We start from the raw sequence: 26,360 nt of genomic DNA on the forward strand, positions 1-26,360 counted from the left end.
GCAAGAGTCGTGACCGATTGAGATTGATTCCTAGCCCGATCCGGACATTCTCGGTACGGTCGCTCACACCCGATCAGCAACACTGAGCGAACAAGGAGATTCGGCGCCTATGACCTCCCCTGCCCGCGCCCTCGCCGGAACAGTCCTCACCGCACTCGCCGTGGCCGCCTGCGCGGCCGCTCCGCTGACGTCCAGCGCGGCGAGCCCGGCGGCGGTCCAACTGCCGCCCGTCGGTGCCGTGCTCGACTACCAGCTCGGCGCCGCGTACACCCCGCCGTCCGGCGTGACCCTCGTGACGCGCGACAGCACGGCCTCACCCGCGGCCGGCATGTACTCGATCTGCTATGTCAACGGGTTCCAGACCCAGCCCGCCGACCGGAACACCTGGCTGAACCAGCGGGGACACCTGATCCTCAAGGACTCGTCGGGCAAGCCGATCATCGACCCGAACTGGCCGGACGAGTTCCTGCTCGACACCTCGACGTCCGCCAAGCGCACCGAGCTCGCCGGGATCATCGGCACGACGATCGACACCTGCGCGAACAAGGGCTTCAAGGCCGTCGAGGTCGACAACCTCGACTCCTACCTGCGGTCCAAGGGCAAGCTGAGCGTCAACAACAACCTGGCCTACGCCAAGCTGCTCGCCGACCGCACGCACAACCGCGGCCTCGCGATCGGCCAGAAGAACTCGGCGGAGCAGACCGCCCGTGCCCGCACCGAGGTCGGCTTCGACTTCGCGGTCTCGGAGGAGTGCCACCGCTGGGAGGAGTGCTCGTCGTACTCCGACGTCTACGGGCAGCACGTGATGGACATCGAGTACACCGACGACCTGCGGGGCACGTTCAACGACGTCTGCGCGGACCCGGACACCCCGGCCACGACGACGTTGCGCGACCGCTACCTGGTGGCGCCGGGCAAGCCGAACTACGCCTTCGACCACTGCTGACGAACTGAACCGGGGTGGGCTCGCACAAGCCCACCCCGGTTCTCACAGCTCGGTGTTGATGATCGCTTCCACGAGCACCTCGCCGTCCTCGGTCAACGCCACCCCACCCGCGTCGACCGTCACGAGACCGCGTTCGGCCAGCGAGGCGAACTTCTCCCGCCACGGGCCGTCGTGCAACGACGTGCCGTAGCGGGCGCGGTGCAGGTCCTCCCGCACCGGTTGCAACGTCGACAGCGCCATCTTGACCGCCCGCGCTTCCTGCGCGCCCGCGTCGAACCCGGTCGCGGACCCGAGCGGCACCCGCCCCGCCTCGACGGCCTGCGCGTAGTTCTTCCAGTTCACGTCGGTGATCGCCTCGGACACCCGGCAGCTCGAACTGCCGCCCAGGCCGATCGCGACCTCGGCCTCCTGCTTGTCCTGGTCGACCATGATGGACTTCCACTTCTCCGGCCCGAGGCCGTCCCGCGCGAAGTACATCGTGGGGTGCTCGGTGTAGCCGGCCGAGCGCAGGCCGTCCGTCAGCACCTCGCGCATCCGGTACTGCTCCAGCAGCGTCGGCCAGAAGTGCCCGTCCCGCACCAGCTTCTCCCGGTACTGCGGCAGCTGCCACGGCGCGGGCTGCTCGCCCGCGACCCCGGTCCTGGTCTCGGCGTACGACTTCAGGTGCAGCTTCGTGCACACCACGGCCGTGACCTCGTTCTCCAGCACCACGTCCAGGTCGCGCCGCACGCTGTCGACGGTCTGGTCGAGCAGCCCGTACATCAGGTCGATGCTGATCCACTCGAACCCGGCGGCCTGCGCGTTGCGCACGAAGTCCACGCACATCTGGGACGAGTGCTCGCGGCCGCATTCCCGCAGCACGTGGTCGTCGAACGACTGCACGCCGCTCGACAGCTTGGTGCAGCCCAGTTCCCGCAACGTCTCCAGCTTCGCCGGGGTGAACGTGCTCGGGTCGCCCTCGAACCGGATCGTCGTGTCCTCGGTGAACCCGAAGTTCTCCCGGTAGAAGTCGAGCAACCGCCGGATGTCGCGCTCCGGCAGCAACGACGGGGTGCCGCCGAAGACGTTGAACTCCCCGACCGGTGCGCGCCGGAGCTCAGGCACGCGTTGCAGCCACAGCTGCGCCTCGCGGATGTTCCAGTCCACCCACTGCGAGAGCTTCTCCTCGTTGCGGCCGCCCTTCACGAGCACGACCGGGTACTGGCAGAAGCGGCACTTGTAGGCGCAGGTGGGGATGTACGACCAGAGGTGGATCGGCGCGGTCGCGGCGAGCTGCGCGCTCAGGTCGCCGAGGAAGTCGTCGACGCCGTAGCCTGGCACGTTGCCGGGGAAGACGTGCGCCCCGAACGGGTCCTCGGTGACGTAGTCGAGCAGGTGCGCGTTCGCGGGGTCCTGCAACGCCGCCCACACCCTGGGTTCGGAGAGAACTCGGGTCATCAGAACACGCCTCCATTGCCGAAGTAGTTGTGCGCCTCCCCGGATTCGCGGTCCTCGCAGTAGTACTTCACGAACTCGGCGAACCGGTCCTCCGGCACGTCCGCGAAGCACTCCGGCAGCGGCGGCGGGTACCCGATGTCCTCCCCGACGGTCGCGCGCAGCCGGGCGAAGATCTCGTCGCAGAACTCCAGGTAGAGCCGGTACGAGGGCGTCTTGTAGGAGTGGATCGGCAGGAAGTCGGTCACGCTCATCTCGGCCTTGATCTCCGCGATGCGCCTCCCCAGCCGTGCCGCCAGGTCCTCGCCGAAGAACGCGACGACCGCGTCCTCGTCCAGGAAGGACGGTGTGAGCAGGACCGGCAGGATCGTGTTCTTCGGGGTGAAGTCCTTGATCGAGAACTCCCACGCCTGCAGCGCCTCGGCCTCGGTCAGGTCCGCGGTCTTCGCCGGCGCCTCCGGCCGGATGTCGCGCATGACGATGATGCCGTCGTTGCCGTACGCACGGCCGGTGATGACCTCGTCGATCGCGTGGTTGACCCGCCGCGGGTTGATCTCGACCTTCGACAGCGGCGCGTAGGCGATGTCGTGGCCGGAGCCCGCGACCCGGATGCCGAAGTCCCAGTCGTCGGACAGGTGGTTGACGAACCTCCCGTTCCGCAGCTGGTAGAAGATCTCGATGCCGCCGACGTCCTCGTACGCCTCGCGTTCGACGGCGAAGCCCTTGCCGTCCGGGAAGCCGCCGAACAGCGAGAACGTGACCGCCCGACACCGCAGCGTGCGCTGGATGGCGTCCCAGAGCCGTGGCCTGCCGACGAAGTGCTCCGCGTTGTAGTAGTAGTCGCAGACGCCGATCGCGGCCTTGTCCTTCTCCATCACCGCGATCAGTTCGGTGATCCACCGCCGGTCGACCTGGCAGTCCGCGTCGGCCGAGAGCAGGTAGAAGCGCTCGCCGGGGTCCTTGCGGTGGCGGCTGCGGCGGACCGCGAACTCCATGCCCGCTCTGCGCGCGCACGCCACGCCCTGCTCGCGTTCGCTGATCACGTGCACGGCGACCGGTGACGTCTCGGCGAACCGGCGGGCCAGCTCGACCGTGGCGTCCGTGGAGTTGTTGTCCACCAGCACGATCTCGTACGTCTCGGGGTCGACGTCCTCCTGGTCGCGCAACGACGCCAGCACGGCGTCGATGTTCGCGGCCTCGTCGAACACCGGCAGCACCACGCTGACCTGCACGCGCGGCCCCATCGCGGGCGGGAACAACTCGCTGACCAGGCCGTTCGCCGCCTCGCGGGTGTGCGTGCCGAGCCGCCTGTTGTGCTCCACCACTTCCGCCCGCCTCTCCGCGTTCGTCATGAGCTCGTGCACCTGCCGGGCGAACTCCGCCGTGGGCAGGTCGTGCCGCAAGATGTCGAGCACCGGCGCCTCGTAGCCGCCGTAGACCGTGTCGTACAGGGCGTACCGGCTCGCGACGTACGGCACGCCGGCCGCGATCGCCTCGCCGATCGGGTTGCCGAAGCTCTCGTAGTCGTACGAGGTCAGGAACGACACGACCGCCGCGTGCGCGAGCAGATCGCGCACGCTGAACCCGTCCCCCGCCGACTCGCACGGCGCCAGCACGCCGCCGAAGACGACCGGCACGTCGAGCTCCTCGGCCAACGCGCGGAGCCTCGCGGTCTCGGCCGGATCTTCTTCGGTGTCACCGGCGACGAACAGGCAGGTCCCGGGCAGTCGCGCCACCAGGTGCAGGTCGCGGTCGATCCGCTTCTGCGGGATGATCCTCGTGAACCGGGCGACGACGGGCGTGCCCGGCGCGATGCCGTGGTGCTCCAGGAAGTCCGGCCGGCCGGGCCGTTCCGGCGCGGTGAACGTGTTCGGCAGCAGGTCGAGGTTGCGCAGGTGCGGCATCCACTCCAGCGTGCGCCGCCGGGCCTCCTCGTGCAGCGCGAAGTAGTGGACGTGCGGCGAGTTCACCATCGGAGGCGTTGCGGGATAAGGGAAGCTGCCGTACTTGACCGGCTCGCTCTGCCACATCAGGTCGTGGTCGCGCCACAGCACGAACCGGCCGAGGTCGTGAGCGGCCCCGTACCGTTCGATGGCCTGGTAGAGCGCTCTCGTGTACGCGACGTTCTCCGGCAGCGTGCCGTTCTCGACCATCACGAGCGAGACGTCGCGCGCCTCCCACGTCCGCACGAGCGCGTCGGCCAACTCGTCGACGACGTCACCGGTGTCGGGAACCTCGTTGCGACGCACGGATTCCAGCGTGGCTGCCACGAATTCCCGGTCATATCCGGCGATGTGCTCGATGCCGTCAACGCGATCGAGTCTTACCCACTCCGGCACGAGTTCATGCCGGTACGGCTCGAAGAATCTGTCCTTGTCGGCCTTGATGTCGTAGCCGAGGTCGAGGTGAACGCGAAAACCCTGCTCCGCAAAGGATCTGGCGGTCTTGAGGAACTCCACCACCACGCCGGACATGGCCGTGGCGTCGAACGAGACACCCCAAAGAGCCGGCATAGGCTGCTCCGTTCCGAGAGGTCACTCTCATTCGAAGCTAGCATGAAAGCGCTTCCCCGCCAGGTCGCGTCTCAATGGGCCGGAGTGCTCACCAGTCAAGGGGAACGGGCAGGAAGGGCTCTTCGTCCGAAGCCTTCTTGCGTGCCTCCAACGCGTTCGCGGCAGGCGCGCCGACGGGCACACGCAGCGGCGGAGCGGGGTTTTCGAGCGTGTCCGCGACGGCCGCGGCGACCTCCTCCTGCGTCACGGACTCACCGCGCAACGCGGGCACCTGACGCAGCAGGGGCAGATACGGATCGTCGTCGGCGAAGAACGACTTCGCCCGTTCGGCCCCACCGGACGACACCGCGCCGGGCTGCACGATGCTCACCTTCACCCCGAAGTGACCGGTTTCGAGGGCCAGCCCCTCGGCGATCGCCTCCAGCGCCCACTTGCTCGCGCCGTACGGGGCGATGATCGGCAGCACCACCCGTCCCTGCACGCTGGACACGAAGACGAGCCGGCCGTCACCGCGCTCGCGCATCGCGGGCAGCACCGCCTGCGCCACTCGCAGCGCACCGAACGTGTTGAGCTGGAAGAGGCTCTCGACCTCGCCCAGCGGCACGCTCTCCAGCGGCGCGCGCACCGTGGTTCCCGCGTTGCTGACCAGGGCGTCGATCCGCCCGGCCGCGGCCACCGCCGCGTCGACGCTCGCCTGGTCGGTGACGTCGAGCCGGAGCTTCACCGCCACCGGCAGATCCGCCAGGTCCTCGGGGTTTCGGGCGGTGGCGACCACTCGGTGACCCCGCCCGGCCAGCTCGACGGCGATGGCGCGGCCGATCCCCCTCGACGCACCGGTGATGAGCACTGAAGACATGACGACCTCCTGGGTTCGGCGTACCTCCGATGCTATGTCGGCCGTCATACATGTCAAGAAGCTATGTCGCACGACATACTTTGACGTAGGCTCGGTCGCATGGCAGGCCGACGGTCCGACGCGAGGCAGAAGATGGTGTCCGCAGCTCGTGAGCTGTTCCGCGAGCAGGGCTACCACGCCACGGCTTTGTCGGACGTGCTCAAGCGCAGCGAGGCACCACGGGGTTCGGTGTACTTCCACTTCCCCGGCGGCAAGGCCGAGCTGGCCGTCGAGGCGGCCGCACTGCACTCCCAGGAGCAGGTCGCGACGATCGACCGGGCGGCGGCCGCGGCCACCTCCCCCGCCGAGCTGGTCCGCGCCTACCTGGAGCAGGCGCGGACCAATCTCCTGGCGAGCGACTACCGGCAGGGCTGCGCGGTCGCGCCCCTGGTGATCGAGTCCACCCGCGACTCCGAGGAGCTCGACGCCGCGGGTGGACGGTCGTTCGCGACGATCATCGCGGCGCTGGCCGGGCACTTCGCCGCGTTCGCGATGGCCCCCGACGACGCCCGCCGGCTCGCGGACGCGACCGTGGCGGGCGCCGAGGGAGCGTTGATCACCGCCAGGGCGTTGCGCGACGACGCCCCGTTCGACGCGATGATCGACGTGCTCACGCGCAGCGCGTCGTGAAGCCCGCCGCGAGCAGGCCGCACAGTGCCGAACGGCCCTGCGGGTACTGGCTGATCAGCGAGTTCACGAACCAGCCCGACGAGCTCGGGAACCCGAAGGGCGGGTTCGCGCCCACCTTGCCGTCGAAGCCGTAGCGCCAGTCGAGGTCGATGAACACCACGGAGTCGATCACGTCCGACAGGTCGTAGCCGGTGCCGAGGAAGTCCGTCTGCCGGCCGTCGACCACGCCGTTGGGGATCGGGCCGCGGTAGTTCAGCAACGTGCCGAGCCGGTCCACGAACGTCCGGTAGTCGCCGTCGGACTGCCTGCCCGACCCGTCCAGCGCACTCGCCATCCGCTGCACACCCACCTCGGACAGCACGATCTTCTTGTTGTGCTGCTTGGCCCACCAGAGCATCCGCAGCACGTTGAGGTCGACCGGGTACTCGTGCCTGATCGCGTTGCGGTTGCCGTTGACGATCGCGTCGTAGTAGCCGAGGCACGTGCGGTTGGCGGTGTTCTGCTCGCCGTTCCAGTACGCGGTCCCGTTCTCCCAGAACGGCTGGCAGAGGTCCTGGTTGAAGATGCTCAGCCCGACCTGGTCGACCACGTCGTCGCCGGGGTAGAGCTTGTCGAACTCCCCGCGCACCGGGTGGTAGACGTACTTGACGTTCGCGCCGCCGGTCCGGGCGTCGATCAGCTGGACGAGCTTGCGGAACGCGTTGCGGTACGAGGAGCAGTCGCTGCCGTTGACGCAGTGGAACGCGCTGCTGACCTCGTAGTCCAGGCGCAGCAGGAACGTCGATCCGCGATGGGCGTTGATGTAGTTGGTCAGGGCGGTGAACTGGTTGTCGTACCGGCCGTTCGCGATGTCCACAGTGGCCTGTCGCGACGCCTGGAGCTGCGTGTTCGGGTCACCGTTCCAGGCCGGCGGGTAGTCCTTCCAGCTGATGCCGACCTGGATCTGCTTGCCGCGCGCGGCGAGGAAGTCGGCGTAGGCGAGGTGCGACGACGACCCGGACTGGCCGGCGAAGTTGCCGTCGCGCACGCCGTAGTAGACCGAGCCACCGGCCGGGTCTGCGCCGGTGGCCGACGTCAGGTCCTGCCACGCGGCCGTGTTGCTCTGCCCGACCAGCAGCTGCCGTCCGGCGGCGGGCGGCGGTGGCGTGGTGGTGCCGGACCCGTTGACGTACTGGGACTTGCGGATCTCGGCGATCCAGCGCGCCTTCACCGTCGGGTCGGCCTGCACCCGCGAGTCGCCCCAGTACCCGTTGGCGCAGCCGGGCTGACCGGCCGGGGCGCCGTTGCACTGCCACTGGGTCTGCGCGTCCCAGTTCGTGTTGATGTAGGCGACCGAGCTGATCACGTCGCGGTTCGCGGTGACGTAGGAGAACAGGTCCTCGAACCAGGTGTCCACGATGGTCTGCCCGCTGACCGGCTGCGGGTTCTTCTGGAAGATGCAGCTCTGGGTCTTGCTGCCGGTGGTGAAGCCCTGCGGCGCGGCCTCCGAGATCATCACCTTCTTGCCGTGGCCGCGGGCGAAGCTCAGCACCCTGTCCTGCAACGCGCGCGGGTTGATGCTCGGCGCCTTGCACGACCACTGGTAGCGGTTGTGCGTGCTGCCGTAGAACGCGGACATGCCGACCCAGTCGACCACGTCGTCGCCGGGGTACCAGACGTCGAAGTGGTTCGGCGCGGTGACGACGTAGTTCCACTCGGGGTTGCCGGTGTGCTCGTTCAACGGCCAGGCCGCGGACTGCCAGACCGTGGCGATCTTGTTGGCGCCCAGCGCGTTGATGCGGCCCTTGATGTAGCGGAAGGCCTGCTTGTAGAAGTCGGCGTTGTAGCAGTTCCACGGGCCGTCGTACTCGTAACCGATGCGCAGGAAGATCTCGCGGTTGTACGACTTGAGCTTGTTCACCATCTCGTCGACCTTGGCGCGGTACTGCGCGACGAGGTTGCCGGAGACGAGGTCGGCGTCGTTGCGGCCGATGATCGCGCGCAACGGCTGGTTGCCGCAGCCGGACGTGGCGTCGGACAGGTAGAGGCCGACGGCCAGCGACGCGCCGGGGAACTCGTTCAGCGTGCGCTGGAAGTCGACCGTGCCGGAACCCCAGTTGACCGGGCCGTACATCCCGGCCAGCGGCGCGGGGTTCCCGCCCAGCACGAGATTCGTGTACAGCGTGACGCCGCCGGGCTGGGGCACGCCGCTCGTGAGCACGTCGCGCTTGTAGTCCGAGAGCGTGTCGCTGTCCTGGCCGACGAACATGCGGATCTTGTCGTTGGCGGGGATGTTCGGGTCGGCGGTGGCGGGCGGGGCGAGGCCCAGCGCTATCGCCGCCGCCACCACGAGCGTGAACAGAGATCGTCGTTGACCCATGTTGCGTTCTCCTTCGATTGCAGGGGAATCAGGAGGCGTCGAGCACGTCGCAGACCATCCGGCGGCCGGTGAGGTCGGTGGCGCAGACGCCGAGGAACGCGCCGGTGAAGCCCTCGACGGCGGTGCCCGTGGCGCCGGCGACGGCCGTGCGGGCGGCGTGCTCGTCGGACAGCAGGCGCGCGTCGAGCGCGGGCCCGACCGGCTGCCAGTCGCCGTGCGGGCGGGCGACGGCGAACCGCAGCTCGGTGCGGTCGACCCGTGCGCGCATCCGCACCGGGCCTTCGTGCGGCCACGGGATCGGGTCGGTGAGCGGGTCGATCAACGTGCCCTGGTCGCAGGTCAGCACGGTCAGGCAGCGGCCGATCCGCTCGTCGTGGGTGAGCTGGAGCCAGTGCCACAACGCCGAGTCGTAGTAGTGGATCAACCCGGCCATCTGCTGGAAGTGCGCCGGGGCCGCGTCGATGACGACGGTGAGGTCCTCGGACAGCGCCCGCTGGCGGCGGGCGAACAGGCTCACGTCGTGCCGGCTCGCGGGTGACTGGTCGGCCCGCAACCGGATCGCGCCGAGCCGTTCGGTGCGCGACAGCCACGACGGGTCGGGAACGCGCCGGACGCTCTGCCACTGCGGCCCGAACGCCGTGACGGGCGCGGGCTGCTGCACCGGGTAGTCGTCGGGGATCGCCACCGCCGTGGCGGGCACTCCCCCGGCCACCCGCGGCCAGCCGTCGACCCACTCGACGCGCTGGATCGAGGTCTCCCTGCCCAGCACGCAGTGCCCGGCGCTGTCGACCGGGCGGGCAGCGAGGTGGGCGACGAACCAGCGGTCGCGTTCGTCGTGCACCAGGCTGCCGTGGCCCGCCTTCTTGAGCTCCAGCCCGGCGTGCCCGGAGCTGGTCAGCATCGGCCCGGCCGGATCGGGTTCGAAGGGCCCGCTCAGATTCCGGGACCGGGCCACTGTGACCGCGTGCGACCAGCTCGTGCCGCCTTCCGCGACCACCAGGTAGAACCAGCCGTCGCGGTGCAGCAGGTGCGGTCCCTCGGTGAGCCCGATCGCGGTGCCGGTGAAGATGACCTCGGCGTCGCCCACCAGCGTCCGGGTCGCGCGGTCGAACTCCTGCAGGAGGATCCCCGAGAACCGGTTCCGTCCCGGCCGGTGGTCCCACTGCATCGACAGCAGCCACGACCGGCCCTCGTGGTGGAACATCGACGGGTCGAAGCCGCGCGCGTGCAACGGCATGGGGTCCGTCCACGGACCGTGCAACGACGGCGCCTGCACGTGGTAGTTGGGCGAGTCGTAGAACCCGTCCACGTTGTAGCCCAGCATGTTCGTGTAGACGAGGTGGAACGTGCCGTCCACATGCGACAGACCTGGTGCCCACACCCCGCCGGAGTCGGGCACCCCACGCAGGTCGAGCTGGGCGCGCCGGGTGAGCGGGTGCGGCAGCGGTTCCCACGTGACGAGGTCCGTGCTGCGGTGCAGCGTCACGCCGGGGAACCACTGGAACGTCGAGGTGGCGACGACGAACTCGCCGTTCACCCTGATCATCGAGGGGTCGGGGTGGAAGCCCGGCAGCACGGGGTTGCGCGCCATCCGCACGCTCGTGCGCGTCGCCGTCACGCGACCACGCTCCCCTGCGCCAAGCCCTGCCTCCAGTGCCGTTGCAACAGGAGGAAACACACGACGAGCGGCACCACGGCCAGGAACGCTCCCGTCACGACGAGGTGGAAGATGACCTGGTTGCCGACCGCGGGCTGGGTGTTCCAGTCCTGCAACCCGAGCGTGAGCGGGAACAGCTCGCGCGAGTTCAGCATCACCAGGGGCAGGAAGAAGTTGTTCCAGATCGCCACGAACTGGAACAGGAACACCGTCACCAGGATCGGCGACATGATCCGCAGGACCACCGTGCGGAAGACCCGCCACTCCGAAGCTCCGTCCATCCGCGCGGCCTCCAGCACCTCGTCGGGCACCGAGGAGATCGCGTACAACCGGCAGAGATAGACCCCCATCGGCGACACCAGGCTCGGCAGCAACACCGCCCAGGGCGTGTTCTGCAGGCCCACCGCCGACATGAGGAAGTACAACGGCAACGCCAGCGCCGTCACGGGCACCAGCACCGCGCCGACGATCACCCACGACACGGTTCCGTTGCCGCGGAAGGAGAACTTGCCGAGCGCGTACCCGGCCATCGCGGCCAGCGCCGTCGCCCCCAGCGCCCCGCCGCCCGCGTAGAGCAGCGTGTTGGCCGTCCAGCGCAGATAGATGCCGTTCTCGTAGGACAGCGTCTGGCTGATGTTGTCGAACAGCGCGAACCGCTCCGGCAACGCGAACCCGAACGTGCTGAACAGCTCGTCACGGCCCTTGGTCGCGGAGATCACCAGCCACAGCAGCGGCAACACGAAGTACGCCGATGCCAGCACCAGCACCACGTGCGCGGGCAGGAGTCGCAGTCTCATCAGATCACCCCGTGCCGGCGGCCGAGCCGCAGGAAGTACAGGCTGCACAGGAACGTCACCACGGCGAGCGCCACCGCGATCGCGCCCGCGTAGCCGGACTGCCCCTCCGCGAACGCCTTCTGGTACGCGTACACGTTGGGCGTGTAGTAGCTGGTGATCGTCGCCGACAACGGCTTGAGCACCGCGGGTTCGTTGAAGAACTGGAACGCGCCGATCAACGAGAACAGCAGGCTCAACCCGATGGCGGGCAGCACCATCGGCAGCTTCACCCGCACCGCGAGCCTGAGTTCCCCGCAGCCGTCGAGCTTCGCGGCCTCGTGCACGCTCACCGGGATCGCCTGCAACGCGGCCAGCACGATGATCATGTTGTAGCCGATCCACTCCCACGCGGCGATGTTCGTCATCGACAGCAGCACCGCCGTGCCGTTGAGGAAGTCGGGGCTGTCCCAGTCGAACGCGGAGAACGTGCGCACGATCGGGCTGAACTGCGGCTGGTAGAAGAAGCCCCACAGCAGGGTCGCGATCACCGCGGGCACCGCGTACGGCAGGAACACCAGCAGCCGGAACACCTTCCGCGCCCGCACCAGCGCCGAGTCCAGCAGCAGCGCCAGCACGGTCGCGGCGACCATGATCAGCGGGATGGTCAGCAGCGCGTACGCCAGCACCCGCAGCAGTCCCTCGTGGAACTTCGGGTCCGCGAGCACGTCGAGGTAGTTCGCGAGGCCCGCGAACGCCTCGGTCGTCGTGCCGAGCAGGCCGTCGCGGCGGGGCTGGAAGAGGCTCTGCCACACCGCGACCCCGATGGGGACGAGGAAGAACGCCGCGAACGCGAGCGCGAACGGGGCGAGGAACAGCAGCGGGGCCGTGTTTCGGCGAGGGCGACGGCGGGCGGTGGGTGGCCTGGTCCGGCGGTCTGGTCTCGGCGGGGCGAGGGTGGCGGTCACGGATGCCCCTTTCCGGGGAGCGAGTGGGAAGCGGGCCGTTGCGGTGTGGGGAGAGGGGTGATCCAGCGTCGAGCCCCCGGCGCGCTCCCCAGTGGGGCCCACCCGATGCCGCGCCCAGGACGCAGCGGCACCGGGTGGGGGTCTGGAGCGGCCTCAGCCGGCGACGGCGAAGCCCTGCTTGCCCATGTCCTCGACGGTGCGTTTCTGCAACGCGTCCAGCGCCTGCGACACGGTCTGCCCGCCGGTCGCGACCTTGCCGAACTCGTCGGTGAACGCCGGGAACGCGCTCGTCATCGTCGGTCCCCAGGTGAAGTTCGGGTTGACCTGCTTCGAGGCCGCGCTGAAGACCTCGTAGATCCGCTGGCCGCCGTAGAACTCCTGCGGCTTCGCGAACGACGGGTCGAGCAGCCCCGAGCGGTCGGCCGGGAAGATCGACGACTTCGTGATCAGCGAGTTCAGCGACTGCTGGTCGGTGTTGAGCCACTCGATGAACTTCGCGGCCCGGTCGGCGTGCTTGCTGCTGCTCGTCACCGAGATCGAGGAGCCGCCCCAGTTGCCGACCTGCGGGTTGGCGGTGTCCCACTGCGGCAGCGGCGCGACGGCCCACTTGCCCGCGCTCGCGGCCATGGCGCCCTTGAGGTACGAGCCCGCCCACACCGGCGCCGCCCACGAGGCGACCGTGCCGGTGGTCAGGTCCGACACCCAGCCGGTGCTGAAGTCGGGCTCCGCCTTCACGAGCTTGCGGCTGATCAGGTCCTGCCAGAGGTCCGCGACGGGCTTCGACTCCGGCGGGTTCATGGACACCGTCCACTTGTCGCCCTCGGTGCCGAACCAGCGCGCGCCCGCCTGCCAGTTGAGGCCCGCCCACTGCCCGGCCTCGTTGGTGGCGAAGGTCGCCAGGTACTTCGTCGGGTCGGCGGCGTGCAGCTTCTCGGCCTGCGCCCGGTACTCGTCCCAGGTCTTCGGCACGGTCAGGCCGTACTGCGAGAAGACGTCGGTGCGGTAGAACAACCCCATCGGCGCGATGTCCTGCGGGACGCCGTAGAGCTTGCCCTGCTGGAAGACCTGGTTCCACACCCACTCGGGGAACCGGTCGCGCAGCCCTTCGCCGACCTTGCCGGTGAGGTCCGCGAGGCATCCGCAGGCGATCATCGACGGCACGAACTGGTACTCGACCAGGGCGATGTCCGGGGCGTTGCCGGCCTTCACCGCGGCCTGGAGCTTCGCGTAGTAGTCCTGGGCGGGGACCTTCTCCGCCTTGATCGTCGTGTCCGGGTTGCGCTCGTTCCAGATCGCGACCTCGGCACTGTTGTCGAGGAACGTCCAGAACGTGAGCTCCACCGGACCCGTGGTCCCGGTGGAGCCGGTACCGCAGGCGGTGACGGCGAGCAGGGCCGCGACGACGACGGCGGCGAGGCGGCGTCCGCGTTGACTCATGGCAGGTTCCTCCGGCGAAGGCGGGGTGTGTGCCGCGAGACGCTAGGAACCGCCGTTCGCAACCGACAAGGTTTCGGCTCCGAAAAGCGCCCGAGTTTCGGAGGATCACCGAAAACCCGCAGTTCAACGTTGCGAAACTAGCCCGAAAGCCGTGTCTGGCCTTATCGTCGCGGCGTGACTGGGAAGCCGACGCTGGCGCACATCGCGGGCCTGGCCGGGGTGTCCGTCCCGACCGTGTCGAAGGTCCTCAACGGACACCGGGACGTCGCCGCGAGCACCCGCGAACAGGTGGAGCGGATCGTCGCCGAGGAGGGCTACGAACGTCCACAGAGGACCGCGCCCAGACCTCGCCGCAGCCGGGCCGCTCTGCTGGACCTGGTGATCAACGAGCTGGACAGCTCGTGGGCCACCGAGATCCTCGCGGGCACCGAGGAGGTCGCCCGCGAGCACGGCATGCACCTCGTGCTGACGGCCGTGCACAAGTCGCCGACGCCGGACAAGGGCTGGCTGGAGTCGCTGACCGCGCGCGGCACCCGCGGCGTGCTGCTCGTGCTGGCGGACCTCAGCGCCCGGCAGCGCACCGAGCTGCAGCGGCTGTCCATCCCGTTCGTCGTGGTCGACGCGCTGGGCAGGCAGGACCCGGCGTCGCCGTCGGTCGGCGCGACCAACTGGCACGGCGGCTACTCCGCGGTGCAGCACCTGGTCGCGTTGGGACACCGGCGGATCGCGGTGATCGGCGGCCCCGAGCAGATGATGTGCACGAAGGCGCGGCTCGCCGGGTACCACGCGGCGCTGGAGGTCGCGGGCATCGCGCCCGACCCGCGGCTGGTCCGCTACGGCGACTTCCGCCACGAGCAGGGTTACCTGCACACCAAGGCGTTGCTGGCGCTGCCGTCGCCCCCGACCGGCATCTTCGCGGGCAGCGACCTGCAGGCCCTCGGCGCGTACCAGGCGTTGCACGAACACCACCTGCGCGTGCCCGACGACGTGAGCGTGGTGGGGTTCGACGACCTGCCGTTCGCGCCGTGGACCGCGCCCCCGCTGACCACGGTCCGGCAGCCGCTGCGCGAGATGGGCGCGCTCGCGACCCGCATGCTGATCTCGCTGATCCGGGGCGAGCAGCTCACCGCGCCGAGGGCCGAGCTCGCGACCAACCTCGTCGTGCGCGGCAGCACGGCCACAGTGAAACGCGGCCAGTAGTTACAGAGCGCTTCCAAGCAGTACGTTCGGTGACATCATGGACGCACCCTCACCGAAACGTCCGGTCATCAACGACCCGATGCTCACCACGCCGGCCGCACGCCTGATGGCGCTGGCGATGGGCACCAACATCCGCGTGTTCGACCTGCCGGCCAGGCACAGCATCGGGCTCGCCGGCCTCGTCGGCGTCGACCTGGACGCGCCGGGCGGGCCGGTCTGCAAGATCGGCCTCACCGACGACCTCGACGACGACCTGCGCGCCGACGTGCTGGCGTTCGGCATCGCGGTGCTCGTCGGCACGCCGGACCTGCTCAACGAGAGCGAGGACGGCGTGCTGGGCATCAGCCGCGAACGCCTGCCGCAGGCGCGCAACGGCCCCGGCAACCTCGCGTGGCACATGCTGGAGACGTGCGGGCGCACGGCGCCGTCGGCGACGTTCCGGCTGATGGTCATCCAGTCCGACGAGTGACGGGGTGCGGGACCGGCCCGCACCCCCGGTGCTCAGTCCACGACCGCCTTCAGCCGCGCGATGGCGTCGGTCTCGGCCTCGTGCAGCTCGGACAGCTGCTTGCCCATGTCGGCGAACTCGGTCATCCCGCCCAGCGCGTGCCACATCTCGGCGATCTCCCGCCACCGCGGCGCCAGCCCGGAATGCCCTGCCTCGTCGAGGAAGTCGGCGAACAACGGCCGCAGGTTGCCGCCGGTGACGCCGTACCGGCCGTCCACGCCCTCCCGCACCCCGCGCAACGCCCCGTCGAGCCCCTGCCCGTCGGCGAAGACCTTCGGCCACGCCTTGGCGGCCTTGGTGTCGGTCATCATCTTCGCCCACTTGCGCCACGCGGGCAGCGAGAACGAGTCGGACTTCTGCGACAGGTGCTCGACGACGTCCCGCAGGCCCTCGCGCACGGCGGCCTCGACGTCGATCGCGCGGTCGGAGTCAGTGATCACGAGCGCCTGGTTCTTCCAGGTGCCGACACGGGCGTTGGCGCGGTCGAGGTCCTCGCGCGCCACCGTGAACGGCACCAGGTTCCGGTCGTCGAGGTACACCTGGTCCCCGGCCGCGGCGTAGGCGACGACGGGGTGACCGCCGTGGCCGTCGAACTCCTCGGGCAGGTCCCAGTAGCCGATCTGGTAGCGGTCCGGCCACACCATGACGGCGTTGCCGGCGTCGAGGTGCCCGGTCAGCCACGTCTGCGCGGCCTTGTTCCCCGACCGGTGCCACTCGTGCTCGACGCCCAGCCGGTCCAGTGCCTTCTCGGTGCGGCGGGTGACGTACTGCCAGGAGTTGCAGAAGCCGAGCGTGACGTGCCGGCTGTTGTGCTGCTTGAACTCCCACAGGATGTAGCCCGCGCCGATGCCGCCGCCGATGCCGAACACCAGCGCCTCGGTCAGGCCGGTGATCCCCCGCGCGGCCAGCATGGTGGTGACCCCGGCCGCGTCCGGGTCGGTGCCCCCGCGCAACGTCCAGCCGCCGACGGGCGTCGCGCCCGTCAAGTGGGCCAGTGCGGTGGTGTAGCGCTCGCCGGTCTTCGCCATCCTGGCGCGGACCTGGGCCTTGAGCTGCTTGCGTGACGTCATCGCCGAACTCCCCGGCCGTCGCGGCGGACACCCGAACCCCACGCGCCCCGATGTCCCGACAGCCTTGGTGAGGAAGGCATGACGAGGTGGGCGTCCCGAGGCACCCAGGTCCCCTTTGCCCCCGCGTGAGCCGGGAGGCGTGGGCACCCGGTCAGGAGGTTCGGCGTGGAACTCGCCGGGACGCATCCTAACCGGAAACCCCGGCCCCGGTCAGTCCGCCGCGCCGGTCAGGCGGTCGACGCACCGGTCGACCTCGCCCCTGCCGAAGGAGTGCACGAGCGACAGGTAGAACAACGGCGGCGCGGCCGGGGCCCACAGGTCGCGCCGGTCGTCGCGCAGCAGGTAGGTCACGACGGACTCGGGCGTGAACGGCACGAAGTCGAACCCGCGGTTCTCCCACGCGTCCTGCGCGCCGCGGCCGAGGTTCGCCTGGAACCGGTCGAGGGTCATGCCGGTCAGCTCGGCCTTGAAGAAGCAGCACCAGTGCGAGTTCGACGTGACGGCGGCGAACGCGAGCAGGCTCAGCCGGTAGTCGGCGGGGTCGAGCCGCAGCTCCTCGGCGAGTCCGCGCTGCGCCGCCGCGTGCAGGTCCGGCGGCGCCCCTGCCCGGCCGTCCAGTTCCCGTTGCAGGCCTTCGTTCGCCGAGGAGTTCCACACGTTCTTGCCGACGCCGACCCTGCTGCTGCGCCGGGACACGACCAGGTGGCCGTCGGCGGTCACGACCGCGATGTTGACCCCGAAGCTGGAGCGCAGGAAGTCCGGGGTGTCCCAGACGTCGCGGCCGTCGAGGTAGCGGGTGCGCAGCGTGCCACCGGGTTCCAGCGGCCGGTCGAGCTGTTGTGCGGCGATGAAGTTGAAGTAGTCGGAGTTCTTGAGGTGCAGCGTCACGTCCGGCGCCTCGTCGGCACCCCGGCGGCTGACCACCAGGTCGGCGACGGCGTACCTCGGCGCGTTCCAGAAGTGCTCCTCGCCCGCGCGCCGCCGTTCCTCCTGCTCGCGGGCCACCTCGTCGCGGAACGCCGCCAGGTACGGCGGCAGCACGACGTCCTCCTGCGCCACCACCACCCGGACCGAGCCCCGGTCGATCGCGCGTTCGCCGTTGCCCTCCAGGATCTGGCAGCTCGTGGTGAGCGGGCCGAGCCGGAACCTCGGGTAGTCGTCGGTGCGCGGTTTCCGCTGCCGCGCGGCGTGATAGGCCTCGCGCCAGGTCCTGGTCAGCTCCTCCAGCCTGGCCTGGCTGAGGTTCCCCGCGCGGAGCAGGGCGCGGACCGTGTCGAACAGCAGGTCCTCGTCGTAGCGCTTCCGGTTCTCCCGGAACAGGTCGAACATCGTCGTGTAGGACCGGACGGCCTCGCGGGTGAGGCCGCGTCGGCGCCGTTCCTCCCCCACCACCGCGGGCATCTCGCGCGACCCGATCTGCGACCAGTCGCGCAACGCCCGCAGCCTGGCGCCGAACTCGGCGAGCGTGGCGGGCCGCCCAGGATCGGGAGGGTCTCCCAGCACGGCCGCTCGTCCGGGTACCCAGGGCTGGTCCACGTGGTTTCCCCTCCGCTGATCGGACTTGATCGGATACTTTGCCGCGCCCGTCCGCGCATCCCTAATCTCGTTTTATCAGGGAATGACGAGAACACGAAAGGGCACGACAATGGAAACCCACGGCAGCGCTTTCCACGTTTTTCACATCTGCCAGCGCGCCCCGTACCCCAGGTAGAACGCGGGCCGTTCGAAGCGGACCTCCAGCTCTCCCGCTTCGTCCAGTTCGATCGGCGTGCCAACGGGTTCGTCGCTGTCGAACCTCCGCACCGGCTCCCCGTCGATGCGCCGGATGCGACGTGGTGCGCGGGCCGGATCGAACCGCACGCGCAGGACGAACCTGTTGCAATGACACTCCGGCGTCATCACGTAATGCGGCCGCATCGGCTGGTCCTCCGGAATTCTCAGCAGCAATCCGTACTCGTGGCTCTGGCCCGCGCGCAGCGGTTCCGGAAAGCGGATCGCGAACTGGAACTGGCTGTGCGTCGGCTGCTCCCGGCGCACGATGCGGCCGCCGTAGAGCACCTCGCCGGACAGGGCGGGGCGGCGGCCGTCATCGGGCGGCACGTCCATCCACGCCCTCACCTCCTGCAGGCCGTCGCGGGTGGCCACGATCCGGCGGTGCTCGTGCACCTCCGGGCTCGCGACGTCCATGCGCAGCAACGTCCTCAGCTCGTCGAGGTGCCATCCGATCGACCCGGCCTGGTCCATGCCGTCGCGGCGGTCCAGCTCCAGCGCGACCTCCCGGGCGAGCACCCGTTCGGCGTCGTCGATGCGCCGCAGGGCGGTGCGCTCGTCGCGTTGCAGCCGGGCCGCGAGCCACGACACCCGGTCCTTGAAGTGCGGCATGTCCTTCGTCTCGCCGGCCAGCCCGAGGCTCGCGCGCACGGCCGTGCGCAGGTCCTCCGGCAGTTCGGCGGCGCGCGCGTCGAGCTCCGTGATCAGCGCGGGCACCACCGCGCCCGCCTGCGCGACCAGCGCCCGCAACGAGTCCCCCAGCAGCTCCTCCGCGTTGCCCGCGCGGACACCGCGTCCCTTGCGCAGCGCGCGGATCTCCACCCTGATCAGCTCGGCTGACCCCGCCATCGTGCTCTCCCCCGCGGCTGTCACCTATCTGGCAGTCGTGCCCCTCGATGTCATCTTCGGGGAGAGCTGTCGCCTTTTACGACTCCCCTTCACCCGGTTGGCCCCAGAGGATTGCACCAGCACAACCGAAGGGGGAGTTTCATGAAACGCGTTTTCTCAGGGGTTCTCGCCATGGCGTTCGCCGCGGTGGGGCTGGTCGCGGGCTCGGGGGTCGCGTCCGCGGACGTCGTCGTCGGGCCGGGCAAGAGCGGCTCGATCTGCACCGGCTACAACTACGTGACCGGGAACCCGAAGCTGTACTGGCAGACCTGTGCCTGGGCGGACAACAACGAGGTGTACTTCACGGTCAACTTCGGCAACGCCACCGGCAGCAACTGGGTGGTGGACTTCGTCGCGAACGACTACTGGAAGAGCGGGCGGCTGTACGAGTGCCCCACGCACTTCGACAACTTCGTGGTGCCCGCTCATTCCGTGAAGGGCACTCCGACGGCCGCGTGCGCGATTCCTCGCACCCGCGCGGCCTACCAGGCCGTCGGGTACGTCGTTGACGGTTCGTACGCGTGGTCGGACACGACGGACTCGCTCCAGGTCCAGTAACGAACGGGGGCTCGGGGGTGGCGCGTACGCCCACAGCGCCACCCCCGAGTGGTCACTTCTTGAGCCGGCGGCTGCCCGCGTGCCAGTCCTCGACCTGGCCCGTCTCCTGGGTGGTCACGCCGAACGACGGCAGCTGCGGCCGTTCCCGCAGACTCCGCTTCAGCTCGGCGAAGCCGGGGAACCTCGCCAGCCCGACGACGTGGTCCCAGAGTTCGGCGGCCTGGTCCTCGTCCGGCAGGCGGCTGATCACCGGCCCGAAGAACGCGACGCCGTGCGGCGGCTCGAAGTGGATGATCGGCGTGCCGACGTCCTTGCCCGTCAACGACAACGCCTCGTCCGACTCGGCCTGGATCTCGGCGTCGCGGTGCTCCTCGTCGAGGGCGCCCGCGAACAGGACCGGCAGCCCCGCCTCGGCGAGGGCGGCGCTGACGAGGTCGCGGTCGGCCTGCCAGCCCGGTGCCTTGCTCTCGTCGGGCAGGACCTCGAGGATGCGCCGCCCGAACGCCTCGTAGAGCGGGCCGACCGCCTCGCGGCCGTGCTGCTCCCGCACCGCCGACGCCACCCGCAGCAGCCGCAGCCCGGCCGTGTGCTGGGCCTCGTACTCGGGCGGGAAGTGCGTGGCGTAGTCGAGGTGGGCGTTGATCTGGCGCAGCGAGATGAACCGCCAGTCGACGGTGTAGCCGCGCTGCGCCTGGACGAGCCTGATCCACTTGCTGGTCATCCAGGCGAACGGGCAGATGGGGTCGAAGTAGAAGTTGATGTCCGCGTTGGTCATCGCGATTGTCCTCTCTGGACTCAACGGGTCGGGAAGGCGTGCTTGCGGGCGAGAACGACGACGGCGACGGCGGGCACCAGCAGGACCACGGCGGCGACCATCAGCGAGCCGGGACCGAAGCCCGCGAGCAGCACGCCGCCGACGAGCCCACCGAGCCCGATGCCGAGGTTCCAGGTCGTCACCATCGACGACTGGGCCACGTCGGCGTACTCGCCCGCCGTGCGCATCAGCGCCGACTGCAGCAGGGTCGCCGCGCCACCGAACGCCAGGCCCCACGCCGCCACCGCGAGGTAGTCGGCCAGCGGGCTGGCGGCGGCCACGGACAGCACCGCCGCCGAGACCGCGAAGAGCCCGGTGCTCAGCACGACGAGCCTGCGGTGGTGGCGGTCGATCAGCACGCCGGTCAGCCAGATGCTGATGATCGAGGCGATGCCGAAGTCGAGCAGCACCCACTGCAGGTGGTCCTGCAGGCCTGCCTCGGCGAGGATCGGCGCGATGTAGGTGTAGAGGATGGTGTGCGCGAGCACGAACGCGCCGGTTACCGCCAGCACGGTGCGCAGGCCGTCGAGCTTCAGGATGCGGCGCAACGGGATCCGGTCGCCGACGGCGCGGCCGGCGAAGTTCGGCAGGCTCCACGCGGTCCAGGCGATCAGCAGCCCGGTCAGCGCCGAGACGAGTCCGAACGTGAGCTGCCACCCCACCACCTTGCCGAGATAGGCGCCCACGGGCACGCCGAGCGACAACGCGACGGGCGTGCCGGCCATCGCGAACGCCATCGCCCTGCCCTGCAGGCCGGGAGCGACGAGCCGGGACGCGTACCCGCCGAGCAGGCTCCAGACGACGCCGGAAGACGCGCCCGCGAGGAACCGGGCGACCATCGTGACGGTGAAGTCGAGCGAGACGGCGGTGACGAGGTTGGCGACCACGAAGCCCACGAGTGCGGTCAGCAGCAGGTGGCGGCGCGGCCAGGAGGCGGTGGCGAGCGAGACGGGGATCGCGGTCAGCAGGGTGCCGATCGCGTAGATCGTGACGGTCTGGCCCGCCACGGACTCCGGCACGCCCAGCGCGGTGCTCATCTGCGGCAGCACGCCGGCGGGGAGCGCCTCGGTCAGCGTGGTGATGAGCCCGGCGGTGAAGAGCGCGATCAGGGGCAGGAGCGGCAACCGTTCCGAGTGGACGGCCCGCGAGACGTCGATCTGGGTGGTGGACACGATTTTCCTTCTGGGTCGAGGTCGCCGCGAACGCGGTGACTCGACTAGGCTCCAACGTTGACACCGATGTGAAGGCAAGCGACGGGAGCTGTGATGCGCATCAAGGAGCTGTCCGAGCGGACCGGCGTGTCCCCGCGACTGCTGCGCTACTACGAAGAACAGGGGCTCGTCACACCGCAGCGCCTGGAGAACGGCTACCGCGACTACGACGAGCCCCTGGTCGTTCGGGTGGAACAGATCCGCAGCCTGCTGGACGCCGGCCTGACGACCGAGATCATCAGGGCCGTGCTGCCGTGCATCGCGGAGGCGGCCGACTCCCGTTACCCCGCACCGGACTTCGTGAGCAGGGTGTGCGAGGAACGGGAGCGCATGGCCGAGCGGCTCGCCCACCTCTCCCGCAACCTCCAGGCCATCGACGACTACCTGGCGGCGGTCAAACGGCGCTAGTGGTGCGGCTCGAAGCCGCACCACCGCTAGTTGAACCGCGAGTACGCCGGATCGGTCCACGAGGAGGGGAACGCGTTCTCCGTCCAGACCGCCTCGTGGACGCGGAAGACGGTCTCGTGCCCGTTGCCGGGACCGCTCTGCGCGCGGGCGGCCCAGCGGACCTCCGCCGTCCCGGTCAGCTGGAGGGTCGCGCCGGACTCCCAGTCGGGGAACAGCAAGCCCGCCAACGGGTTTACGCCGATGTTGCCCGCCGTCATCATCATCGCGTTGCCCACGTAGTCCGGCCACACCAGCTCGGTGGGCGAGACGACCTGGACAAAGCCGGGGTTGCCGCCGCGGTGCGAAACGTCCACACCGGACTCGACTCCGGTCGCGATGAAGAAGGTGTCAGCGTTCGACACCACGAGCGACTGCCGCGTGTCCAGCGCGTCACCTCGGTGCACGACGGGGTGGAACTCCGGCGGCTCCTCGGTCATGACGCGGGCCTGGATGTACTTGGGGCAGTTGCCGAACGCCTGGTGCACGTCCACTTCCCCACCGCCTTCGACGGGTCGCCACCGGCCGTTGATCCGCAACCTCTTGCGCATCACCAGGTCGATGGCGAGCGTGCCCACGTCGGTCTCGTGCCGCAGGACGTCCGCCAGCGGGTCTGTCGGCACCACGGTCGCGTCGGCGCGCAAGGTGTGCGCGTCGAGTGCCGTCAGGAATCCCTCCGGCCCGACCAGGCTGGTCGCCCACGGGCGGTCCTGCTCGTCCCTGGCCCCCAGCACCAGCATCTGCTGGCGCGTCAGGAAGTCGAACGCCCCGCGCGGGATGGCGTCCGCGATGATCGGGTGGACCCTCGCCGCCAGCTCGGCGGTTCCGGCCACCCGTTGCGCTGCGAGCTCGCCCGAATGGAAGGCGAGCCGGTCGACGAGGTCCGTCACGGCGGCTAGAAGGTCAGGACCTGGTAGCCGGACGCCACCAGCTCGCGGATGCTCGCGCCGGCCGGGATGCCGGGCGCCTGGTTCTGGCTGAGCTGCTTGACGTCCTCCCCCTCGACGCTCTCGGTGGCGCCGAAGACGGTCGCGCAGCCGGCCGACGCGACCGTGGCGACCTGCTTGCGCACCGCGGTGTACAGCTCGTGGGCGGGGTGCTCGGTGTCGGCGAGCACGGCGGGCCAGCGGGTGCCGGTGCCCTGGAACACCACGAGCGCCTCGCCGCCCTGCCCGAACTCCCACGCGGTGGCGAGGGCGTTGACGACGCGGCCGAGCGCCTCCTCCGTGCCGGTCGACGGGTCGGACAGCACCACGACGGCGGTCTTGCTGGTCATGATCGTTCTCCTTGCGGGTCGGAAGCTGACGCCACCCAGCATTACCGAACGATCGGTAAAGTTCAAGGTGACCAAACCCACCTCGCTCACCAGCGGGTATTTCTTTACCGTTCGTTCGGTAATTATCGACCCACCTGTGCAGAGGACCGAGCATGAACGTCACGATCACCGCCAGGACCACCGTCGCGACGGGTGTCGTCGCCCTGACGCTCAAGTCCGGCGACGAGCTGCCGCCGTGGCGTCCGGGCGCGCATGTCGACGTGACGCTGCCCAACGGCCTGACCCGCCAGTACTCGCTGTGCGGCGACCCGGACGACCAGGAGTGGCGCATCGCGGTGCTGCTCGGGGAGCCGTCCCGGGGCGGTTCGTCCTGGCTCCACTCGCAGGCGTTCGAGGGCGTTTCGCTGACCGTCAGCGCACCCAGGAACCTCTTCGAGCTGGAGCCCGCCGAGCGGTACGTGTTCATCGCGGGCGGTGTGGGCATCACGCCGATCGCCTCGATGATCACCGCGGCCGAACGCGCCGGCATCCCGTGGACCCTCTGGTACGGCGGCAGGAGCCGTTCCTCGATGGCGTTCGCCGACGAGCTCGCAGCGCTGGGCGACCGCGTCCACGTCTTCGCGCGCGACGCGGACGGCCGCGTCCCGATCGCCGAGGTCCTCGCCACGCCGGAGGCCGGCACCGCCGTCTACTGCTGCGGCCCCGACGCGATGGTCGAGGCCGTCGAGAACGCCTGCCGCGCCTGGGAACCCGGCACGCTGCACGTCGAGCGGTTCACCGCGGGCACGCCCCAGGACGGGGGCGCGTTCGACGTCCACTGCGCGCGGTCCGGAGTGGACGTCCGGGTCGAGGAGGGCGTCTCCGTGCTGGACGCGGTGCTGGACGCCGGGGTCGAGGCGGACTACTCGTGCACCCAGGGGTTCTGCGGGACGTGCGAGACGCGGGTGGTCGAGGGCGTGCCGGAGCACCGCGACGACTACCTCGACCACTCCGCGCCGGTGGACACGATGATGATCTGCGTGTCTCGCTCCCGGTGCGCGCGGCTGGTGCTGGACCTCTGATCAGGGCATCAGCAGCTTCGGCAGCTGCTCGATGCTCTCGGCGAACGCCGTGTGGTCCCCCATCACGCGGCCCAGCACGAGCGCGCCCTCGATCCGCAGGAAGACCTCCCTGGCCGCCCGCTGCGCGTCCACCGGCTGCCGTCCCGCCCGCTGCGCGGCCTCGGTCATCGCGTCGATCCACGCCTGCGCGAGCGCGCGGGCCTGGTCGCGGATCTTCTGCGGGGTCCCGCCGAGCGTCATCGTGTCGAGCACGCACGACAGCGCCCCGGCGCCGTAGAAGTCCCCGATCCGGCGGGCGGTCTCGGCCATGCCCCGCGCGACGTCCTCGTCCTCCTTCATCGGCGCGAGGATCCAGCCGAACGTCTCGCCGATCTTGGCCAGGACGGTCTCCGCCATCTCCTCCTTGCCGCCGGGATACCGGTGGTAGAGGCTCGCCCGCTGCAGCCCGGACGCGGTCGAGAGGTCACCGATCGCGGTGCCGTCGAAGCCCTTCTCGCGGAACACCGCGGTCAGCGCGATGAGCAGGTCGGCTTCGTCGATGGAGGGAGGTCGTGCCATCCCTCCATGTTACCGAACAATCAGTCAAATAGGCCGGGGCGGGCGCACTCACGGTGTCCTTTCGCGACGGCCGCTGACCGCAACAGGTGGTTTACCGATTCACCGGCACTGGCGTGTTCTGGAACGGGGTAGTCCAGCAGCACCTCTCCAGAGCCAGGAGGAACGATGCTTGAACACACAGGCAAGATTCTCTCGGTGGCCATGCTGTTCGCCGGTCTCGTGGCCGGGCCGGTCGAGGCCACCACCCCCAGAACCACCGCACCGGCCGCCCGCACGCAGTCGTTCTGGCTGCACCTCAACAGCACGCCGGTGTCCGACGCCACGATCGCCACCGAGGCCAAGCGACGCGCCCACGTCGTGCTGAACGCGTGGGAGGGCGACATCCTGAAGAAGCTCAAGGCCGCCAACCCTTCCGTGAAGGTGTACGTCTACAAAGACCTGTCGTCGACCCGGTCGTACGCGTGCAAGAACGGCAAGGACGACGCGCACCTGCCGACCGGGCTGGGGTACTGCGCGGCGGACCCCGCCTGGTTCCTCAAAGGACCGGACGGCAAGAAGCTCGAGTACGCGGGCTACCGGGACCACTGGCAGATGGACGTCGGCGACCCCGCCTACCGCAAGGCGTGGACGGCGGCCGTCGTGAGCTCGTCGAAGGCCACCGGGTTCGACGGCGTGTTCCTCGACAACGCGCTGTACACGTGCGACACCTACCACCCCGGCGTGTGCCCGCCGAAGTACCCGGACAACGCGAAGTTCCAGGACGCCTACAAGGGCATGCTCGCCGAGGTGAAGGCCGGCTTCACCGCCGCGGGCCTGCTGTCGGTCGGCAACCTCACCAACGCCCGCCTGCACGACGGCGGCTGGGACGCGTACGGCGCCTACCTCGACGGCGGGTTCGACGAGTGGTGGCTGACGTTCTCCAGCGACCGCCTGCTGGAGGACTACCCGCAGGGCTGGCGCAGGCAGGTCGCGGAGATCGCCGTGAACGAGTCCAGCGGCAAGATGACCTGGGTGCAGCCCCACTTCGACGCGGGCGACACCAGGGCGTTCCGCTACGCGCTGGCCAGTCTGTACATGACCACCAGCGGCAACGCGGCGATGGCCGAGATCGCCAAGACCGACGGCTACGCCGACCCCACGGCGTGGCACCCGGAGTACGACTGGAACCTCGGCCACCCGGCGGGCGCCTACCGGGCCGTCGGCGACCGCCTGTTCCGCCGCGACTTCACCTGCGGCATCGCGCTGGTCAACGCGAAGCCGACCGACACGCCACCCACGACCGTCGAACTCCAGCGCACCTACCAGAACCACGACGGCAAGCCCGTCACGTCCGTCAGCATGCCCGGTACCACCGGCGTCGTGCTGCGCGCGAACTGCTGACCCGCGACGC

The 26,360-nt window shown here is 69.7% G+C and carries 24 protein-coding genes; 8 read left to right on the forward strand and 16 right to left on the reverse strand.

All coding sequences use genetic code 11. The annotated features are described in order from the left end of the window. Positions 1 to 109: 109 nt before the first annotated feature. Positions 110 to 946, forward strand: a complete 837-nt coding sequence (locus ACFWNN_RS26390) for an endo alpha-1,4 polygalactosaminidase (protein ID WP_382442602.1) — start codon at positions 110 to 112, stop codon at positions 944 to 946. 42 nt (positions 947 to 988) lie between these two features. Here the strand turns inward: ACFWNN_RS26390 and ACFWNN_RS26395 are convergent, their stop codons facing one another. From ACFWNN_RS26395 to ACFWNN_RS26405, 3 genes are all read right to left on the reverse strand, one after another. After that, positions 989 to 2,383: a radical SAM protein gene (locus ACFWNN_RS26395; RefSeq protein WP_382442603.1), complete on the reverse strand. Its 1,395-nt coding sequence runs from the start codon at positions 2,381 to 2,383 to the stop codon at positions 989 to 991. Then, the gene (locus ACFWNN_RS26400) at positions 2,383 to 4,893 is read right to left on the reverse strand and encodes a glycosyltransferase (RefSeq protein ID WP_382442604.1); all 2,511 of its coding nucleotides are present in this window, start codon (positions 4,891 to 4,893) and stop codon (positions 2,383 to 2,385) included. Before ACFWNN_RS26400 ends, ACFWNN_RS26395 begins: the two co-directional genes overlap by 1 nt. An 88-nt stretch (positions 4,894 to 4,981) precedes the next feature. Continuing rightward, positions 4,982 to 5,749 carry an SDR family oxidoreductase gene (locus tag ACFWNN_RS26405; RefSeq protein ID WP_382442605.1) on the reverse strand — a complete coding sequence of 256 codons (768 nt, stop codon included), beginning with the start codon at positions 5,747 to 5,749 and terminating at the stop codon, positions 4,982 to 4,984. A 99-nt stretch (positions 5,750 to 5,848) separates the two neighbouring features. On the opposite strand from ACFWNN_RS26405, the gene ACFWNN_RS26410 reads away from it, so the two are divergent. Then, entirely contained in the window at positions 5,849 to 6,418 is a 570-nt protein-coding gene (locus tag ACFWNN_RS26410; RefSeq protein WP_382442606.1) for a TetR/AcrR family transcriptional regulator, read from the forward strand. On the opposite strand, the gene ACFWNN_RS26415 is transcribed toward ACFWNN_RS26410, so the two are convergent. The 5 genes from ACFWNN_RS26415 to ACFWNN_RS26435 all read right to left on the reverse strand — a co-directional run bounded on the left by ACFWNN_RS26415 (position 6,399) and on the right by ACFWNN_RS26435 (position 13,612). Then, positions 6,399 to 8,777, reverse strand: coding sequence for a hypothetical protein (locus ACFWNN_RS26415; protein ID WP_382442607.1), 2,379 nt, complete (start codon positions 8,775 to 8,777; stop codon positions 6,399 to 6,401). The two genes, ACFWNN_RS26410 and ACFWNN_RS26415, sit on opposite strands and share 20 nt — an antisense overlap. A gap of 28 nt (positions 8,778 to 8,805) precedes the next feature. Then, positions 8,806 to 10,395 (reverse strand): glycoside hydrolase family 43 protein, encoded by a 1,590-nt coding sequence (locus tag ACFWNN_RS26420; RefSeq protein ID WP_382442608.1) that lies wholly within the window; start codon positions 10,393 to 10,395, stop codon positions 8,806 to 8,808. After that, on the reverse strand, positions 10,392 to 11,231 hold the full coding sequence (locus tag ACFWNN_RS26425) for a carbohydrate ABC transporter permease (RefSeq protein WP_382442609.1): 840 nt from the start codon (positions 11,229 to 11,231) through the stop codon (positions 10,392 to 10,394). The genes ACFWNN_RS26420 and ACFWNN_RS26425 overlap by 4 nt, the downstream gene beginning before the upstream one ends. Beyond that, the gene (locus ACFWNN_RS26430) at positions 11,231 to 12,175 is read right to left on the reverse strand and encodes a carbohydrate ABC transporter permease (RefSeq protein WP_382442610.1); all 945 of its coding nucleotides are present in this window, start codon (positions 12,173 to 12,175) and stop codon (positions 11,231 to 11,233) included. The genes ACFWNN_RS26425 and ACFWNN_RS26430 overlap by 1 nt, the downstream gene beginning before the upstream one ends. A gap of 153 nt (positions 12,176 to 12,328) precedes the next feature. Beyond that, positions 12,329 to 13,612, reverse strand: a complete 1,284-nt coding sequence (locus tag ACFWNN_RS26435) for an ABC transporter substrate-binding protein (RefSeq protein ID WP_382442611.1) — start codon at positions 13,610 to 13,612, stop codon at positions 12,329 to 12,331. Between the two features lie 174 nt (positions 13,613 to 13,786). On the opposite strand from ACFWNN_RS26435, the gene ACFWNN_RS26440 reads away from it, so the two are divergent. Together ACFWNN_RS26440 and ACFWNN_RS26445 are read left to right on the forward strand one after the other, a co-directional pair. Beyond that, entirely contained in the window at positions 13,787 to 14,812 is a 1,026-nt protein-coding gene (locus tag ACFWNN_RS26440; protein ID WP_382442612.1) for a LacI family DNA-binding transcriptional regulator, read from the forward strand. A gap of 37 nt (positions 14,813 to 14,849) precedes the next feature. Further along, entirely contained in the window at positions 14,850 to 15,281 is a 432-nt protein-coding gene (locus ACFWNN_RS26445; RefSeq protein ID WP_382442613.1) for a hypothetical protein, read from the forward strand. A gap of 32 nt (positions 15,282 to 15,313) precedes the next feature. On the opposite strand, the gene ACFWNN_RS26450 is transcribed toward ACFWNN_RS26445, so the two are convergent. The 3 genes from ACFWNN_RS26450 to ACFWNN_RS26460 all read right to left on the reverse strand — a co-directional run bounded on the left by ACFWNN_RS26450 (position 15,314) and on the right by ACFWNN_RS26460 (position 19,009). After that, positions 15,314 to 16,390 carry a BtrH N-terminal domain-containing protein gene (locus ACFWNN_RS26450; RefSeq protein ID WP_382442614.1) on the reverse strand — a complete coding sequence of 359 codons (1,077 nt, stop codon included), beginning with the start codon at positions 16,388 to 16,390 and terminating at the stop codon, positions 15,314 to 15,316. A 210-nt stretch (positions 16,391 to 16,600) separates the two neighbouring features. Continuing rightward, complete coding sequence (locus tag ACFWNN_RS26455; protein WP_382442615.1) at positions 16,601 to 17,926, reverse strand: hypothetical protein; 1,326 nt, start codon at positions 17,924 to 17,926, stop codon at positions 16,601 to 16,603. 141 nt (positions 17,927 to 18,067) lie between these two features. Then, a complete protein-coding gene (locus tag ACFWNN_RS26460; RefSeq protein ID WP_382442616.1) occupies positions 18,068 to 19,009 on the reverse strand; it encodes a hypothetical protein in 942 nt (313 codons plus the stop codon). 141 nt (positions 19,010 to 19,150) lie between these two features. On the opposite strand from ACFWNN_RS26460, the gene ACFWNN_RS26465 reads away from it, so the two are divergent. Next, positions 19,151 to 19,606: a hypothetical protein gene (locus ACFWNN_RS26465; RefSeq protein WP_382442617.1), complete on the forward strand. Its 456-nt coding sequence runs from the start codon at positions 19,151 to 19,153 to the stop codon at positions 19,604 to 19,606. A gap of 52 nt (positions 19,607 to 19,658) precedes the next feature. On the opposite strand, the gene ACFWNN_RS26470 is transcribed toward ACFWNN_RS26465, so the two are convergent. Continuing rightward, complete coding sequence (locus ACFWNN_RS26470; RefSeq protein ID WP_382442618.1) at positions 19,659 to 20,381, reverse strand: hypothetical protein; 723 nt, start codon at positions 20,379 to 20,381, stop codon at positions 19,659 to 19,661. 20 nt (positions 20,382 to 20,401) lie between these two features. Next, positions 20,402 to 21,592, reverse strand: coding sequence for an MFS transporter (locus ACFWNN_RS26475; RefSeq protein ID WP_382442619.1), 1,191 nt, complete (start codon positions 21,590 to 21,592; stop codon positions 20,402 to 20,404). A gap of 93 nt (positions 21,593 to 21,685) precedes the next feature. On the opposite strand from ACFWNN_RS26475, the gene ACFWNN_RS26480 reads away from it, so the two are divergent. Next, entirely contained in the window at positions 21,686 to 22,039 is a 354-nt protein-coding gene (locus ACFWNN_RS26480; RefSeq protein WP_382442620.1) for a MerR family transcriptional regulator, read from the forward strand. 26 nt (positions 22,040 to 22,065) lie between these two features. On the opposite strand, the gene ACFWNN_RS26485 is transcribed toward ACFWNN_RS26480, so the two are convergent. Next, entirely contained in the window at positions 22,066 to 22,965 is a 900-nt protein-coding gene (locus tag ACFWNN_RS26485) for a pyridoxamine 5'-phosphate oxidase family protein (protein ID WP_382442621.1), read from the reverse strand. A gap of 5 nt (positions 22,966 to 22,970) precedes the next feature. Next, positions 22,971 to 23,351, reverse strand: a complete 381-nt coding sequence (locus ACFWNN_RS26490) for a hypothetical protein (RefSeq protein WP_382442622.1) — start codon at positions 23,349 to 23,351, stop codon at positions 22,971 to 22,973. A gap of 152 nt (positions 23,352 to 23,503) precedes the next feature. Here ACFWNN_RS26490 and ACFWNN_RS26495 point away from each other — a divergent pair, with 152 nt between their 5' ends. Continuing rightward, entirely contained in the window at positions 23,504 to 24,412 is a 909-nt protein-coding gene (locus tag ACFWNN_RS26495; protein ID WP_382442623.1) for a PDR/VanB family oxidoreductase, read from the forward strand. On the opposite strand, the gene ACFWNN_RS26500 is transcribed toward ACFWNN_RS26495, so the two are convergent. Beyond that, complete coding sequence (locus tag ACFWNN_RS26500) at positions 24,413 to 24,970, reverse strand: TetR/AcrR family transcriptional regulator (RefSeq protein WP_382442624.1); 558 nt, start codon at positions 24,968 to 24,970, stop codon at positions 24,413 to 24,415. A 165-nt stretch (positions 24,971 to 25,135) separates the two neighbouring features. On the opposite strand from ACFWNN_RS26500, the gene ACFWNN_RS26505 reads away from it, so the two are divergent. Further along, the gene (locus ACFWNN_RS26505) at positions 25,136 to 26,350 is read left to right on the forward strand and encodes a putative glycoside hydrolase (protein ID WP_382442625.1); all 1,215 of its coding nucleotides are present in this window, start codon (positions 25,136 to 25,138) and stop codon (positions 26,348 to 26,350) included. Positions 26,351 to 26,360: the final 10 nt, after the last annotated feature.

Source organism: Lentzea sp. NPDC058450 (genome assembly GCF_042721395.1).
Lineage (GTDB): Bacteria > Actinomycetota > Actinomycetes > Mycobacteriales > Pseudonocardiaceae > Lentzea.

Coding starts and splice junctions, on each gene's coding strand:
- ACFWNN_RS26405 (WP_382442605.1), bottom strand. CDS start 5,749: ATGTCTTCAGTGCTCATCACCGGTGCGTCGAGGGGGATCGGCCGCGCC.
- ACFWNN_RS26505 (WP_382442625.1), top strand. CDS start 25,136: ATGCTTGAACACACAGGCAAGATTCTCTCGGTGGCCATGCTGTTCGCC.
- ACFWNN_RS26410 (WP_382442606.1), top strand. CDS start 5,849: ATGGCAGGCCGACGGTCCGACGCGAGGCAGAAGATGGTGTCCGCAGCT.
- ACFWNN_RS26415 (WP_382442607.1), bottom strand. CDS start 8,777: ATGGGTCAACGACGATCTCTGTTCACGCTCGTGGTGGCGGCGGCGATA.
- ACFWNN_RS26445 (WP_382442613.1), top strand. CDS start 14,850: ATGGACGCACCCTCACCGAAACGTCCGGTCATCAACGACCCGATGCTC.
- ACFWNN_RS26395 (WP_382442603.1), bottom strand. CDS start 2,383: ATGACCCGAGTTCTCTCCGAACCCAGGGTGTGGGCGGCGTTGCAGGAC.
- ACFWNN_RS26490 (WP_382442622.1), bottom strand. CDS start 23,351: ATGACCAGCAAGACCGCCGTCGTGGTGCTGTCCGACCCGTCGACCGGC.
- ACFWNN_RS26450 (WP_382442614.1), bottom strand. CDS start 16,390: ATGACGTCACGCAAGCAGCTCAAGGCCCAGGTCCGCGCCAGGATGGCG.
- ACFWNN_RS26465 (WP_382442617.1), top strand. CDS start 19,151: ATGAAACGCGTTTTCTCAGGGGTTCTCGCCATGGCGTTCGCCGCGGTG.
- ACFWNN_RS26460 (WP_382442616.1), bottom strand. CDS start 19,009: ATGGCGGGGTCAGCCGAGCTGATCAGGGTGGAGATCCGCGCGCTGCGC.
- ACFWNN_RS26390 (WP_382442602.1), top strand. CDS start 110: ATGACCTCCCCTGCCCGCGCCCTCGCCGGAACAGTCCTCACCGCACTC.
- ACFWNN_RS26495 (WP_382442623.1), top strand. CDS start 23,504: ATGAACGTCACGATCACCGCCAGGACCACCGTCGCGACGGGTGTCGTC.
- ACFWNN_RS26480 (WP_382442620.1), top strand. CDS start 21,686: ATGCGCATCAAGGAGCTGTCCGAGCGGACCGGCGTGTCCCCGCGACTG.
- ACFWNN_RS26400 (WP_382442604.1), bottom strand. CDS start 4,893: ATGCCGGCTCTTTGGGGTGTCTCGTTCGACGCCACGGCCATGTCCGGC.
- ACFWNN_RS26500 (WP_382442624.1), bottom strand. CDS start 24,970: ATGGCACGACCTCCCTCCATCGACGAAGCCGACCTGCTCATCGCGCTG.
- ACFWNN_RS26435 (WP_382442611.1), bottom strand. CDS start 13,612: ATGAGTCAACGCGGACGCCGCCTCGCCGCCGTCGTCGTCGCGGCCCTG.
- ACFWNN_RS26425 (WP_382442609.1), bottom strand. CDS start 11,231: ATGAGACTGCGACTCCTGCCCGCGCACGTGGTGCTGGTGCTGGCATCG.
- ACFWNN_RS26470 (WP_382442618.1), bottom strand. CDS start 20,381: ATGACCAACGCGGACATCAACTTCTACTTCGACCCCATCTGCCCGTTC.